The sequence below is a fragment of the Streptomyces sp. NPDC111507 genome (genome assembly GCF_055638955.1).
Window position 1 is genome coordinate 79,854 of sequence record NZ_JBVKBU010000012.1, and the last position, 12,639, is coordinate 92,492.

The 12,639-nt window shown below is 72.0% G+C and carries 11 protein-coding genes; 7 read left to right on the plus strand and 4 right to left on the minus strand.

From position 1 onward, the window contains the following. The first annotated feature begins 11 nt into the window (after nt 1-11). Nucleotides 12-206, plus strand: coding sequence for a ferredoxin (locus tag ACZ7M2_RS36270; protein WP_471598891.1), 195 nt, complete (start codon nt 12-14; stop codon nt 204-206). A 203-nt stretch (nt 207-409) separates the two neighbouring features. Beyond that, on the plus strand, nt 410-1,351 hold the full coding sequence (locus tag ACZ7M2_RS36275; protein ID WP_471598892.1) for an SDR family NAD(P)-dependent oxidoreductase: 942 nt from the start codon (nt 410-412) through the stop codon (nt 1,349-1,351). Nucleotides 1,352-1,439: 88 nt separating this feature from the next. Here ACZ7M2_RS36275 and ACZ7M2_RS36280 read toward each other — a convergent pair whose 3' ends face one another. After that, nucleotides 1,440-2,627 carry an acyl-CoA dehydrogenase family protein gene (locus ACZ7M2_RS36280; protein ID WP_471598893.1) on the minus strand — a complete coding sequence of 396 codons (1,188 nt, stop codon included), beginning with the start codon at nt 2,625-2,627 and terminating at the stop codon, nt 1,440-1,442. 56 nt (nt 2,628-2,683) lie between these two features. Here ACZ7M2_RS36280 and ACZ7M2_RS36285 point away from each other — a divergent pair, with 56 nt between their 5' ends. From ACZ7M2_RS36285 to ACZ7M2_RS36300, 4 genes are all read left to right on the plus strand, one after another. After that, nucleotides 2,684-3,793: a CaiB/BaiF CoA transferase family protein gene (locus ACZ7M2_RS36285; protein WP_471598894.1), complete on the plus strand. Its 1,110-nt coding sequence runs from the start codon at nt 2,684-2,686 to the stop codon at nt 3,791-3,793. Nucleotides 3,794-3,853: 60 nt separating this feature from the next. Continuing rightward, nucleotides 3,854-5,002, plus strand: a complete 1,149-nt coding sequence (locus tag ACZ7M2_RS36290; protein WP_471598895.1) for a thiolase family protein — start codon at nt 3,854-3,856, stop codon at nt 5,000-5,002. 34 nt (nt 5,003-5,036) lie between these two features. Continuing rightward, nucleotides 5,037-6,680: an AMP-binding protein gene (locus tag ACZ7M2_RS36295; RefSeq protein ID WP_471598896.1), complete on the plus strand. Its 1,644-nt coding sequence runs from the start codon at nt 5,037-5,039 to the stop codon at nt 6,678-6,680. Between the two features lie 76 nt (nt 6,681-6,756). Further along, nucleotides 6,757-7,812, plus strand: a complete 1,056-nt coding sequence (locus ACZ7M2_RS36300; protein WP_471598897.1) for an LLM class F420-dependent oxidoreductase — start codon at nt 6,757-6,759, stop codon at nt 7,810-7,812. Here the strand turns inward: ACZ7M2_RS36300 and ACZ7M2_RS36305 are convergent. Beyond that, entirely contained in the window at nt 7,793-8,875 is a 1,083-nt protein-coding gene (locus ACZ7M2_RS36305; RefSeq protein WP_471598898.1) for an acyl-CoA dehydrogenase family protein, read from the minus strand. The two genes, ACZ7M2_RS36300 and ACZ7M2_RS36305, sit on opposite strands and share 20 nt — an antisense overlap. Before the next feature lie 129 nt (nt 8,876-9,004). On the opposite strand from ACZ7M2_RS36305, the gene ACZ7M2_RS36310 reads away from it, so the two are divergent. After that, on the plus strand, nt 9,005-9,808 hold the full coding sequence (locus ACZ7M2_RS36310) for an enoyl-CoA hydratase/isomerase family protein (RefSeq protein WP_471598899.1): 804 nt from the start codon (nt 9,005-9,007) through the stop codon (nt 9,806-9,808). Between the two features lie 16 nt (nt 9,809-9,824). Here ACZ7M2_RS36310 and ACZ7M2_RS36315 read toward each other — a convergent pair whose 3' ends face one another. Together ACZ7M2_RS36315 and ACZ7M2_RS36320 are read right to left on the minus strand one after the other, a co-directional pair. Next, complete coding sequence (locus tag ACZ7M2_RS36315; protein WP_471598900.1) at nt 9,825-11,066, minus strand: FAS1-like dehydratase domain-containing protein; 1,242 nt, start codon at nt 11,064-11,066, stop codon at nt 9,825-9,827. Beyond that, nucleotides 11,063-12,628, minus strand: a complete 1,566-nt coding sequence (locus ACZ7M2_RS36320; protein WP_471598901.1) for a class I adenylate-forming enzyme family protein — start codon at nt 12,626-12,628, stop codon at nt 11,063-11,065. The genes ACZ7M2_RS36315 and ACZ7M2_RS36320 overlap by 4 nt, the downstream gene beginning before the upstream one ends. Nucleotides 12,629-12,639 lie beyond the last annotated feature (11 nt).

A 12,639-nucleotide genomic window follows, 5' to 3' on the forward strand; every position in this document is an offset into this window, starting at 1 on the left:
GGAGAAGCGCCATGAAAGTTGTCATCGACGAGGAGAAGTGCTGCGCCGCCGGGCAGTGTGTCGCCGCCGCCCCGGACGTGTTCGACCAGCGTGACGAGGACGGCATCGTCGTCCTGCTGAACGAGACCCCGGGGCCGGAGCTCGCGGACGACGTCCGCAGCGCGGCGGCCGTGTGCCCAGCGGTCGCGATCCGCATCGAGGAGTGACGGGCCGCCTCCGCGCCCCACGCGGGGACTGCCGTAGTCCTGGGATCCGGCAGTCCCTCGGTACCCGGCACGACGCCCGTGCCGCAGCGTTTCCTGCCGCCACCCGGTGGCGGGGACACCATATTTGACGGTTCGTCAGAATCGCGGGCCGGTGCTCCTTCACCGGCGCTTCGCGGGACAGCGCAGTACGACAGGAGTCATCGATGGACCAGTTGAGCTTCGAAGGACGCGTGGCCGTCGTCACCGGGGCGGGCAGGGGGATCGGCCGCGCCCATGCCCGACTGCTGGCCGAGCGGGGGGCCAAGGTCGTCGTCAACGACATCGGCGGATCGATGGCCGGCGAGGGGACGGACGCCGGCCCGGCGCAGCAGGTGGTCGACTCGATCGTGGCGGCGGGCGGCGAGGCCGTCGCCGACACCCATGACGTCTCCACGGAGGCGGGCGGCAAGGCCATCGTCGACTCCGCCCTGGACGCCTTCGGCCGGATCGACATCGTCGTCAACAACGCCGGCATCATCCGGTGGGCCGGCCTGCCCGAGGTCGACCTGGACAACCTCGAACGGCATCTCGCCGTCCACCTGCTCGGTTCCTTCAACACCATGAAGGCGGCCTGGCCGCACTTCATCGAACAAGGCTACGGGCGGGTGGTGCTGACCACGTCCGCCGGCGTCTTCGGTATCGACAACAACCTCTCGTACGCCGCGGCCAAGGGCGGTGTGATCGGTCTGGCCCGCAGCGCCAGGCTCGCCGGTGAGCCCCACGGCATCAAGGTGAACGTGATCGCCCCGGCCGCGCTGACCCGGATGGGCGGCATCGAGGACGAGGCCACCGCCGAAGCGGCGGCCCAGCAGGCGGGCATGACGTCGGAGGCGGTGTCGCCCCTGGTCGCCTATCTCGCGCACGAGGACTGCCCGGTCAACGGCGAGATCTACGCGGCGGGCGCGGGACGGTTCGCCCGCTTCTTCATCGGCTCCACGCCGGGTTACGTGCACGAGGGCGGCCTCGCCGCGATCGAGGACGTCGTCAGGAACTGGGATGCGATCAACGACGAGAAGGACTACTACGTCCCCTCCGACCTGATGGCGTGGACGGGCGCGTTCCTCGGGCACCAGTTCAGCGAGAAGCCCGGCACCGAGGCCTCCTGACCCGCAGCCGGGCGCCCCTTCGCCGGGCGTGCGGACCTCGGACCGAGAGGGGGCACCCTGCTTGAGCGGCGCGGGTGCCCCCTCTCACTCATGCCTTCCGGTCCGGCCGCGGCCCGGCGAGGTCACGGCCGATGATCTCCTTCATGATCTCGGTGGTGCCGCCGACGATGGTCTGCACCCGCGCGTCCGCGTACGCGCGCGAGATCCGGTACTCGTCCATGTAGCCGTAGCCGCCGTGCAGTTGGAGGCAGGCGGCGACCACCCGGTTCTGGAGTTCGGTGGCCCACCACTTGGCCTTGGCCCCGGTGACGGCGTCGAGCGTCCCCTCGTCGAGATCGAGGATGCAGCGCTCCAGATAGCCGCGGGTCACCTCGACCTCCGTCGTCAGCTCGGCGAGCCGGAACCGGGTGTTCTGGAAGTCGACGAGCCGCTGCCCGAACACCTGGCGTTCCCGGGTGTACTCCACCGTCCAGCGCACGGCCGCCTGCGCCGCCGCCACCGCACGCCAGGCGATGGACAGCCGCTCCAGCGGCAGTTGCGCGGTGAGCTGACCGAAGCCCGCCCCTTCCTCACCGAGCAGGGCCTGCGCGGGCAGCCGCAGGTCGTCGAAGTAGAGCTCCGCGGTGTCCTGGGCGTGCAGCCCCAGCTTCTTGAGTTTCGGACCCCGTTGGAATCCTCGTGCCGTCGACGGCACGAGGAACAGGGAGAGCCGGGCGCGGCCGGCCGCCTCCCCGGTGCGGGCGGCCACGACCACCAGGTCCGAGCTGGACCCGCTGGTGATGAATGTCTTGGCGCCGTTCATGACCCAGTCGGAACCGTCCCGCCGCGCCGCGGTGCGGATGCCCCGCAGGTCGCTCCCGCCGCCCGGCTCGGTCATCGCGATCGAGGTGACCACATCGCCCGCGGCCATCCCCGGCAGCCACCTGGCCTGCTGCTCCTCGGTCCCGAACCGGACCAGGTACGAGGCGACGATGTCCTCGTTGATGGCGAAACCGGAGGCCAGCGCGGCCGCCCCCACCTCGGCCAGCTCCTCCTGGATCACACAACGGAAGCGGTAGTCGGCGGAGCCCGCCCCGCCGAACCTCTCGGGGATGCGCAGCCCCAGCACGCCCGCCGATGCCGCGGCCTTCCAGACCGAACGGTCGATGAGGCGTGCCTCCTCCCAGTCCTCCAGATGCGGAAGCACCGAGCGTTCCACCAGGCTGCGCACGGTCCGGCGGAAGGCTGCGTGATCGTCGTCGTAGAAGGCGTACGGCATCGGCTGCTCCCGGGTCATTATCTAAAATCGTTAACTGATATACCCTATGGCGTCGAGTCATCATAGGAGGACCGATGTCACCGGTTCCACCCCTCGGCGATCTGCGGGTCGTGGAGTTCCTCGGCCTCGGTCCCGGGCCGTTCGCCGGCATGCTGCTGTCCGATCTGGGGGCCGACGTACTGGCCGTGTCCCGGCCGGGCGCCGCCCGTCCCGCACTGGCGGAGAACCGTCCCGTCGTCGAACTCGACGTCAAGTCGGCCGACGGCCGGGAGCGGGCGCTGCGGCTCGCCGAGAACTGCGACGTCCTGATCGAGGGCTTCCGCCCCGGCGTCATGGAACGGCTGGGGCTGGGCCCGGACGATGTCCACGACCGCAACCCGCGGCTGGTCTACGCCCGCATGACCGGCTGGGGACAGCACGGCCCGCTCGCGCCCACCGCCGGACACGACATCAACTACATAGCGATCACCGGCGCGTTGCACCACGCCGCCCGGCGCGGCGAGGCGCCCACACCGGCCGCCAACCTGCTCGGGGACTTCGGCGCGGGCGGCATGTATCTCGTGGTGTCGGTCCTGACCGCGCTGCACGAGCGCGCGCGCACCGGTGCGGGCCGGGTGCTCGACGTGGCCATTGTGGACGGAACGACCTACCTCACCGCCATGCTGCACGAGTACCGGTCCCGGGGCACCTGGTCCGACGTCGCCGGCACCAACCGGCTGGACACCGGGGCTCCTTACTACGACGTCTACGTCTGCGCCGACGGCGGTCACGTCGCAATCGGCGCTCTGGAGGCGCCGTTCTTCGCCGCGCTGGCCGAACTGCTCGGACTCGACCCCGCCTGGACCGGCGTGCGCGAGGATCCCGCCCGCTGGCCCGAACTGCGCCGGGACATCGCCCGGGCCGTGCTCCGGCGCACCCGGGACGAATGGGCGGACGCCGCCGAGGGCACCGACGCCTGTCTGACTCCCGTCCTGAATCTGGACGAGGCGGCCGGTCACCCGCACCTGCGCGCCAGAGGAGCCCTGGTGCCCGCGCCGGACGGTCTGCCGGGCTGGCGGCCGACCCTGGGCGGTGGTCGGTTCGTGGCCGGGCGGACGGCGGGAGCGGCGCCCGCGCGGTCGGCCGCGGAGGTGCTCGCCCGGTGGGACCCGCCGAGAGCCGTGACAGGGAGCACCGGCACCTGACTCGAGCGCCCGTGCGACCGCCGCCGGGCGACGGAACCTGTGAAGTGGGAGCGAGGAGAGATGACGGCACGTCAGGCAGTGATCGTGGACGCGGTTCGCACCCCCATCGGGAAACGCAACGGATCACTGAGCGAGGTCCATCCCGTGGATCTGTCGGCGGTGGTCCTGCGCGCGCTGGTCGACCGTACCGGGATCCCGCCGGAGTACGTCGAGGACGTGATGTGGGGCTGCGTCACGCAACTGGGGGACCAGTCCAGCAACATCGCCCGGTTCACGACCCTCGCGGCCGGCTGGCCCGAGAGCATTCCGGGGGTCACCTTCAACCGGGCCTGCGGATCGAGCCAGCAGGCCATCGAGTCGGCGGTGCACGCCGTCATCGCGGGCGCCTACGACTGGGTGATCGCAGGCGGCGTCGAGACCATGTCGCGCGTCCCGCTCGGGGCCGCCCGCCAGAGCGGACTTCCCTACGGCCAGACGGTACTGGACCGCTACGGGACCGACCGTCTGGACCAGGGCACCGGCGCGGAGATGATCGCCCGCAAGTGGGGGCTGAGCCGGCACCGGCTCGACGAGTACGCCTCCCGCTCGCACGAACTGGCCGCCGCGGCCATCGACGCGCGGGTCTTCGACGACCAGCTGGTCGCCGTGCCCGCCGCACCGGACCTGACACAGGACGAGGGGCTGCGCCGCGGCACCTCGCCCGAGACCCTGGCCAGGCTGAAGCCGTCGTTCCAGGAGGACGGCGTCATCCACGCGGGCAACGCCTCCCAGATCTCCGACGGAGCCGCCGCGCTGCTCATCACGACCGACGAGCTGGCCCGCCGGCACGGCCTGCGGCCGCTGGCCACCATCCGCGCGGGCGCCGTCGTCGGGGACGACCCGGTGATGATGCTGACCGCCCCCGTCCCCGCCACCCGCAAGGTACTCGGCCGGGCGGGTCTCACGATCGACGACATCGGCGCCTTCGAGGTCAACGAGGCCTTCGCGCCCGTACCGCTCGTCTGGCAGTCCGAGCTGAAGGCCGATCCCGACCGGGTGAACCCCCTCGGCGGCGCCATCGCGGTGGGACACCCGCTCGGTGCCTCTGGTGCCGTCCTCGCCACCCGGCTGCTGCACCACATGCGCCGCGACGGCATCCGGTTCGGGCTGCAGACCATGTGCGAGGGCGGCGGCACGGCCAACGCCACCGTCTTCGAACTGGCCGACTGACATGGGCGGAACACCGACGGCGGAAGGGGCGGCAGTGAGCGTGACACCCGAGCAACGGCGGCGCGATCTCACGCTGTTGCGGGACCGGTGGTACCGGGAGGGCCACTACTCCTCGCGCACCATGGCCGAGGCCCTGGAGGACGCCGGCCGACGCGTCCCCGAGACCCGCTTCGTGTTCGCCACGCAGACGGCGACCACCACGGTGACGCTGGCCGACGTGCTGGCGCTCGGCCGACGCGCGGCCGCCGGACTGCGCCGGCTGGGGGTGCGGCCCGGTGACGTGGTCGCCGTCCAGGTACCCAACCGCCTGGAACTGGTGGTCTCGTACTTCGGGGCATGGCTGGCCGGCGCGGTCGTCCTGCCCATCACCCACATCTACGACTCGGCCGAGGTCGGCGTCATCCTCCGGGACGCCGGAGCGAAGGTGCTGGTCCTCCCCGACGCCTGGCGCTCGATCGACTTCGCCGAGCGGGTGGCCCGTCTCGACGCGGGGCCGACCCTCGAACACGTCGTCATGATCGGTGAGCGGACGGCGCCGGAGGCGGTCCCCTGGACCGCACTCCTCGACGCGGTGGAGGAGGTGCCCCCGCCCGAGGGTGTCCACGCCGACGACGTCTGCGCGGTGATCTACACCTCGGGGACGACCGGCGCCCCCAAGGGCGTGCAGCACACGCACAACACCCTGCTGCACGAGCTGCGCAAGGGCGACCTGATGAACGAGGCCGGACCGGACGACACCCGCCTCATCCCCTGGCCCTCGGGGCATGTCGCCGGGCTGCTGGCCGCGTGCAGCGGGATCGTCGGCGGTACCGACACGGTGCACATGGACCGCTGGCAGGAACACCGCGCCGTCGAACTGATCGAGATGTTCCGCTGCACCATCACCAGCGGCACCCCGCTGCACGTGGCGGCGCTGCTCAGGGCCGCCGAGGAGGACGGCCGTGACATCGCCAGCCTGCGGTTCGTGCAGATCGGCGCCGCCAACGTGCCGCCCGCGCTGGTCGCCAGGGCCGACGCCGCCGGCATCGTCGTCGCGCGGGCCTACGGCAGTACCGAGCACCCCCGGTGCGCGACCTCCCCGCTGGACGCCTCCGCGCGCCGGCGGTCGCTCACCGACGGCCTCGTGCGGTTCGGCGACGAGGTGCGGATCGTCGACGAGCACCTGCGTCCGCTGCCGGTGGGGGCGGAGGGCGAGGTGCTGACCCGCGGGCCCAGCCAGTTCGTCGGCTACCGCGACCCGGCGTACGACGCCTCGGCGTTCGCGCCGGGCGGTTGGTTCCGCACCGGCGACGTCGGACGGCTCGACGAGGACGGGCACCTGACCATCACCGATCGCATCAAGGACATCATCATCCGGGGCGGGGAGAACATCGCCTCCAAGGAGGTCGAGGACATCCTGGCCACCCATCCCCGGGTCCGGCACGCCGCGGTGGTCGCCGAACCCGACCCTCGGTACGGGGAACGGGTGGCCGCGTTCGTGGTCCTCGACAGCGGCACGCTGGACGTCGAGGAGGTCCGTGAACTGTTCGCCCGCCACCGGGTCGCACCCCAAAAGGCCCCGGAGCGTATCGAAGTCGTGCCTGAGCTGCCGCGGGCCCCGTCGGGCAAGGTCCGCAAGTTCGAGCTGCGTGACCGGCTGCGGCCGGCGGGCGAAGCCACCGAAGGCGTCCGCCCATGACCCGCGACAGCCCCGGCCGCCGTGATCCGCGGCCGGACCGCACCGGACCGCTCCGGCCGAGAGAGAAGGGTTCGCCGTGGACGTGGGACTGCTGATGAGCTACTCGGGCGGCTTCGCCGAAGCCGCCCGGCGGCTGGGCGACTTCGAGGCGGCCGGGGTGGACTCGGTGCTGCTGCCCGAGGCCTACACCTTCGACGCGGTGAGCCAGCTCGGCTATCTCGCCGCCCGCACCGAGCGGATGCGCATCGCGTCCGGCATCCTCAACGCCTACTCCCGCACCCCCGCACTCCTCGCGATGACCGCCGCCGGACTCGACTTCGTGTCGGACGGACGGTTCGAGCTGGGCCTCGGCGCGTCGGGGCCGCAGGTGGTGGAGGGCTTCCACGGGCTGCCGTACACCTCACCGCTGACCCGGATCAGAGAAGTGATCGAGATCTGCCGGACGGTGTGGCGGCGCGAACCCCTGCGGCACGAGGGCCGGCACTTCCAGCTGCCGCTGACCGCCGAGCGCGGTGGCACCGGGCGGGCCGGCCGTCCTCTGCGGCTGATCAACCACCCGGTACGCCCCGGCATCCCGATCGTCCTGGCCGCGCTGGGCGCCCGGAGCGTGGAACTGGCCGCCGAACTGTGCGAGGGCTGGCAGCCGACCCTCTATCTCCCGGAGGCCGCCAAGGAGGTGTTCGGACCGTCCCTGGCGGCCGGGCAGGCCCGGCGCGCGCAATGGCTGCCGCCGCTCCGGATCGTCCCCGACACCAAGGTGCTGATCAGCGAGGACGCGGCGGAACTCGCGGCCGGCCGGGAGCGGGTGCGGGAGTACATCGCCCTGTACGTCGGCGGGATGGGCGCCCGGGGCGGGAACTTCTACAACGCGCTCGTCGCCCGCTACGGCTTCGAGGAGTCGGCGGCCCTGATCGAGGACCTGTACCAGACGGGCCGCAAGGCCGAGGCCGCCGCCGCGGTCCCGGCCGGCCTGGTCGACCAGGTCGCCCTGGTGGGACCCCCCGGCCTGGTGGCGGAACGGGTGGCCGCCTACCGCGAGAGCGGGGTGACGGGCCTGAACGCCTCGCCGATCGCGGACACCCACGATCGGCGGGTCGCGGACATGGAGCTGCTCAAGCGGCTGGCCCGGTGAGCCGCGCGCGTTCGAGGTGCGAGAGCACCCGCTCGTGATGGTGGGCGGCGGTGCCGTGGACCAGCGCGTCGACCGTCGCCCGCCGCAGGTACAGGTGCAGGTCGTGCTCCCAGGTGAAGCCGATGCCGCCGTGCGACTGAAGGGCCTCCCCGGCGACCCCGGGGAGGCCCTCGCTCGCGAAGGCCTTGGCCACGGAGGCCGCCGCCGTCGCGTCGGCGCGCTCCGCGTCGTGGGCCATCGCCGCGTAGTAGGTGGCGGCCCGCAGTCCGCGCAGGGCGATCAGCATGTCGGCGGCCTTGTGCTTCACCGTCTGGAAGGCGCCCAGCGGGCGGCCGAACTGCTCGCGCACGGTGACATGGCCGATCGTCATCTCCAGCAGCCGCTCCCCGACGCCCAGGGCGTCCGCCGCGGTCAGGACCGCCATGGCGTCCACCAGGCGGCGTGCCGCGTCGGCGTGCCGGGACAGGATCCGTGTGCGCTCCACGACCACGTCGTCGAACAGGACGTCGTACCAGGACCGGGTCAGGTCCAGGGTGGTGCGCCGCTCGGTGCGGACGGCCGACGCCCGCACCAGCAGCACGTACGGCTCGTCCCCGGTGAGTGCCACCAGCAGCCAGTCGGCGCAGCCGGCGGCGTGGACGGCCGCGGCCCGGCCCGACAGCGCCACGCCCTGCCCCGCCCGGCGTACGGCGAGGGAACCCTGGTGCACGAAGGCGGCCTTCAGACGCCCCTCGGCGAGCTCCGACGCGAGCGGGGCCGGGCCGCACGCCGCGGCGCGGGAGGCGAGCGCCGTCTCCAGGAAGGGGCCCGGCGCCGCCGCGCGCCCGAGTTCCTCGGCGACCAGGCAGAGTTCCACCAGCCCCTGACCGGCGCCCCCCGCGGCTTCGGGAGCGGCCAGGCCCGTCCAGCCCATCCGCACCCCCCGCTCCCACAGCTTGTCGTCGACGTCCAGACCCGCCTCGGCGACCGACCGGACGGTGCGCGGCGGGCAGTCCGAGGCCAGGAGGTCGCGCGATATCCCGCGCAGTGCGGCCTGTTCCTCGGAGAGTTCGAAGTCGACCATCGGCCGTTCCTTCCTGAGGCACCGGTTGTGGATCACTGGCTTGTGATTGAGTGCAATGATTAAGCTATCTAGGATATCGGCCCCGGAGAAGCCCGTGGGCCCGGAACCCGGTGGGGGAGAGGAGCGACGATGTCGGATCAGCAGCCCGGCGGTACCGCGCACGGCTACGAGACCGTGCTGTTCGAGGTGGAGGGGCATGTCGCGACCGTGACGCTCAACCGCCCGGACAAGCTCAACGCGTTCAACCAGCTCATGGTGGACGAGTTCCGGGACCTCTGGGGGCGGGTGCGCGCCGACGACGCCGTCCACGTGGTGGTGCTGCGGGCGGCGGGCGAGCGCGCCTTCTGCACCGGCACCGACGTGAACGACCGGATCCACCTCGCCGAGAACGTCTGGAGCCAGGAGGACCCCGGACGGGGGCTCAGCCCCAAACAGAACAGGGTCTGGAAGCCCGTCGTCGCCGCGGTGCACGGCATGGTCGCCGGCGGCGCCTTCTACTGGCTGAACGACTGCGACATCGTGATCGGCGCCGACGACGCCACCTTCTTCGACCCCCATGTCAGCTACGGCATGACGTCCGCGCTGGAGCCCATCGGGCTGGCCCGCCGCATTCCCCTGGGCGAGGCGCTGCGGTGGGCGCTGCTCGGGCTGGACGAGCGGATGTCGGCCGCACGCGCGCGGGAGATCGGACTGGTGTCCGAGCTGGTGCCCTACGCGGACCTGTGGGGCCGGGCCGACGAGCTGGCCCGCATCATCGCGGCCAAGCCTCCGGCGGCCGTGCAGGGAACCGTGCGCGCGATCTGGGAGACGCACGGCCTGGACCGCGAGGCGGCCCAGGCGCTCGGCTGGCACTACACCACCATCGGCAATCCCCTCGGCAAGCCGCAGGTCTCGCGCGAGAACTTCGTCAAGCCGAGGTGGACGCTGCGCTGACCGGGCATCGCCCCGGTCACTGCGCGAACCGCGCGATCTCCAGGTCGAGCAGATCGCCGAGGTTGTCTGCCGGAGGATCCGGCAGACGCACCGGTGCCTGCCGGGTCGGCAGCAGGACGACCGCCCGGCCGGGCGTGGAGACCTCGCCGCGCTGGTTGTGGCACGACACCTCGATGTGCACCTCGTTGCGGCCGTCGACCACCACCTTGTCCACCACGGTGCCGCGCACCCAGGTGGTGTCCCCGATGTAGTTGAACTTCCGGTGCTCGCAGCGGAGTCTGAAGAGCCAGCCGTCGTCGCCCATCCAGTCCGTGAGCGCGTGCGTCAGCCAGGTCTCGCGCATCCCGCCGTAGTCGTAGCTCATGGGGATGCCCAGTTCATGGGCGCGTTCGGGCTCCCAGTGCAGCCGCTGCACGGTGTCCGGGATGTTCCTGGCGTTGGGCGGGTAGAGACCGGGCGCCTTGCGGCGCACGCGCCGGGCGATCGCGAAGGCCCCCGGCGGGGTCAGCTGCATGCCCCAGCCGACGTGCCAGACGACCACGTCGGTCACGGTCAGCGGGCCCTTGACCCGGGGCTGGAGTTCGTCGCCGACGTCGACGTCCTCGAAGTAGCGGGTGCGCGCCCCGCGGCGGGCCTCGGCGTCGTACGCGGCGTCGATCTCGGCCAGCTGCTCCTCGGTGTACGGCGGAAAGTCCAGGGGCTTCTTCTCGTCCGCGCGTTCTCTGCTGCTGTGCCGTTCGGTGTGGATCCAGGTGCCGCGCTGCACCGCGACCACCTGTCCCGCGCTGTCGGCGAACAGGAAGTCGTTGGTCACGTGGGCGGCCCGGCCCCCGAAGGAGCTCGGTTTGACCTGCACACCGACCTGGGTCCGCAGACAGGAGCAGCGGTCGCCGAGCCGCTGGGGGCGGTAGTACTCGAACTCCATGACCGCCTGGTAGGCCCCGAGCCCGGCGAACGGGTCGCCCTTGAGGACCGCCTTGGCCCGGTCGTCCTGCTGCACGGCGTTCTCGCCCATGGTGTAAAGGAAGTTCGGCGGTGCGATCGTGCCTTTCCAGCGGGTCCCCGGACCGTGTGCGGGGTCGCACCACAGGGGGTTGTCGTCGCCGTAGCCGAGCGCGAAGTGCCGGATCCCGTCGGCCGTCACCTCGAGGTTGTGCGGCGGCAGTCGGCGCTGCGGGACACCGATGCGGCGGCGCGAGCGCTCGACGGCCTCATCGGTGAGAAGGCCGTAGTCCGGCCGGTCCGTCAACGTGGTCAACTTCGCTCCTCCATAGGTGAGACGGGCGGTTGTCCCTCCGGCGTCCGCGCGGCGCCGAAGATCTCCTGGAGGCGGGGGCGATCGACCTTGAGCGAGGGGGTCCGTGGCAACTGGTCCAGGATCCTCAGCTCCACGGGCATCTGATAGCGCGTCAGCCGGGCCAGGAGATGGTCGAGCAGTTCCCGCTCGCTGACCTGGCCGCACAACGTCACTGCCGCGACCGGCACTTCTCCCAGCCGCTCGTCGGCGAGACCGACGGCGGTCGCGTCGCTGACGGCCGGATGCTGGTGGAGCGCGTCCTCGATCACACTCGGCGGGATCTTGAAGCCGCCCCGGTTGATCGCGTCGTCCGCGCGGCCGTGGATGAAGAGGAAACCGTCCTCGTCCAGCGAGGCGAGGTCGTTGGTGCGCAGCCAGCCATCGTCGGCGGTGGGCAGTTGAGGACCGCGGACCTCCAGGAGGCCGATACCGCCGGGCGGCTGTACCTCCTGAGTCGCGCGGTCGACGATCCGCAACTCGATACCGGGGTGCGCACGGCCCACACTCCCGCGCTTGGACCCGGACCACTCGCGGTGGTCGGCGAACGACCAGCCGGCGATGGCACCGGCGAACTCGGTCGCGCCGTAGGTGGGCAGGATCGGCACCCCGTAGCGCTGCTCGAACTCCTCGGCCAGCTCCGGCGGCAGGGGCGCGGTGCCCGAGCCGATCGCACGAACGCTGCTGAAGGTGTCGGCGGGCAGGTCCGCGTGCAGCACCATGCGGAGGGCGGTGGGCGGCAGCCGCAGCTGACGCGGCCGGTGCCGGCGCACCAACTGGGCCCACTCCTCGACCTGGAAGCGCTCCAGCAGCGCGACGGACCGCCCGTCGACGGCGTGGGTGATCGCGAAGTAGAGCCCGCTGATGTGGGCGAGGGACGACCACAGGATGACGTAACCCTGGCGCAGGCGCGGCCCCGTGCTGTCGTCGAGCACCGTGCCGGCGGCCTCGAAGGCGGCGGTGAGCTGTGGATAGCTCAGGGAGACACGCTTGGGCGTGCCGGTCGTGCCGCTGGTCATCATCACCACGGCGACGTCGTCCACGGGGAGCCCGGCCGGTTCGGGCACCCAGGACACCGGGTGGGGCCGCAGGCCCGACCCCGCCGAGACGACCAGCGGGAGGGCGCGCGTGTGCTCGGTGGCGGCGCGGACGGAGTCGCGGCCCCAGTCCTCCTCGTCGGCGATGACGACGTCCGGGCGCAGCGCGCGGATGTCGTCGCCGAGCCCTGTGTCGCCCACGTGCGGGCTGAGGGTGACGACCTGTCGGCCGGTGGCGATCGTGGCGAGCAGCGCGGCCAGCTGACCGGGTCTGTTGCGCAGGACGAGGCCGACCCGCCGGGCGGTGGGATGGTCACGCAGCAGCGTGTCCAGCGCACGGGCGGTGCCGGCGAGGTACGACCACGGAAAGTCCGACTCCGCGAACGTCAGTGCCGTCGCGGTCGGCTCGATGTCCATCACGCGGCGGAGCCAGTTCGAGAGCGCGGGCAAGCTGCGCCCGACGGGAAGCGAGCGGGCCTGTTTCGTCATGGCACCCTTCT

Excerpts from the sequence above, each read along its gene's own strand:
- ACZ7M2_RS36270 (WP_471598891.1), top strand. The coding sequence starts at position 12 with ATGAAAGTTGTCATCGACGAGGAGAAGTGCTGCGCCGCCGGGCAGTGT.
- ACZ7M2_RS36320 (WP_471598901.1), bottom strand. The coding sequence starts at position 12,628 with ATGACGAAACAGGCCCGCTCGCTTCCCGTCGGGCGCAGCTTGCCCGCG.
- ACZ7M2_RS36275 (WP_471598892.1), top strand. The coding sequence starts at position 410 with ATGGACCAGTTGAGCTTCGAAGGACGCGTGGCCGTCGTCACCGGGGCG.
- ACZ7M2_RS36290 (WP_471598895.1), top strand. The coding sequence starts at position 3,854 with ATGACGGCACGTCAGGCAGTGATCGTGGACGCGGTTCGCACCCCCATC.
- ACZ7M2_RS36305 (WP_471598898.1), bottom strand. The coding sequence starts at position 8,875 with ATGGTCGACTTCGAACTCTCCGAGGAACAGGCCGCACTGCGCGGGATA.
- ACZ7M2_RS36285 (WP_471598894.1), top strand. The coding sequence starts at position 2,684 with ATGTCACCGGTTCCACCCCTCGGCGATCTGCGGGTCGTGGAGTTCCTC.
- ACZ7M2_RS36310 (WP_471598899.1), top strand. The coding sequence starts at position 9,005 with ATGTCGGATCAGCAGCCCGGCGGTACCGCGCACGGCTACGAGACCGTG.
- ACZ7M2_RS36280 (WP_471598893.1), bottom strand. The coding sequence starts at position 2,627 with ATGACCCGGGAGCAGCCGATGCCGTACGCCTTCTACGACGACGATCAC.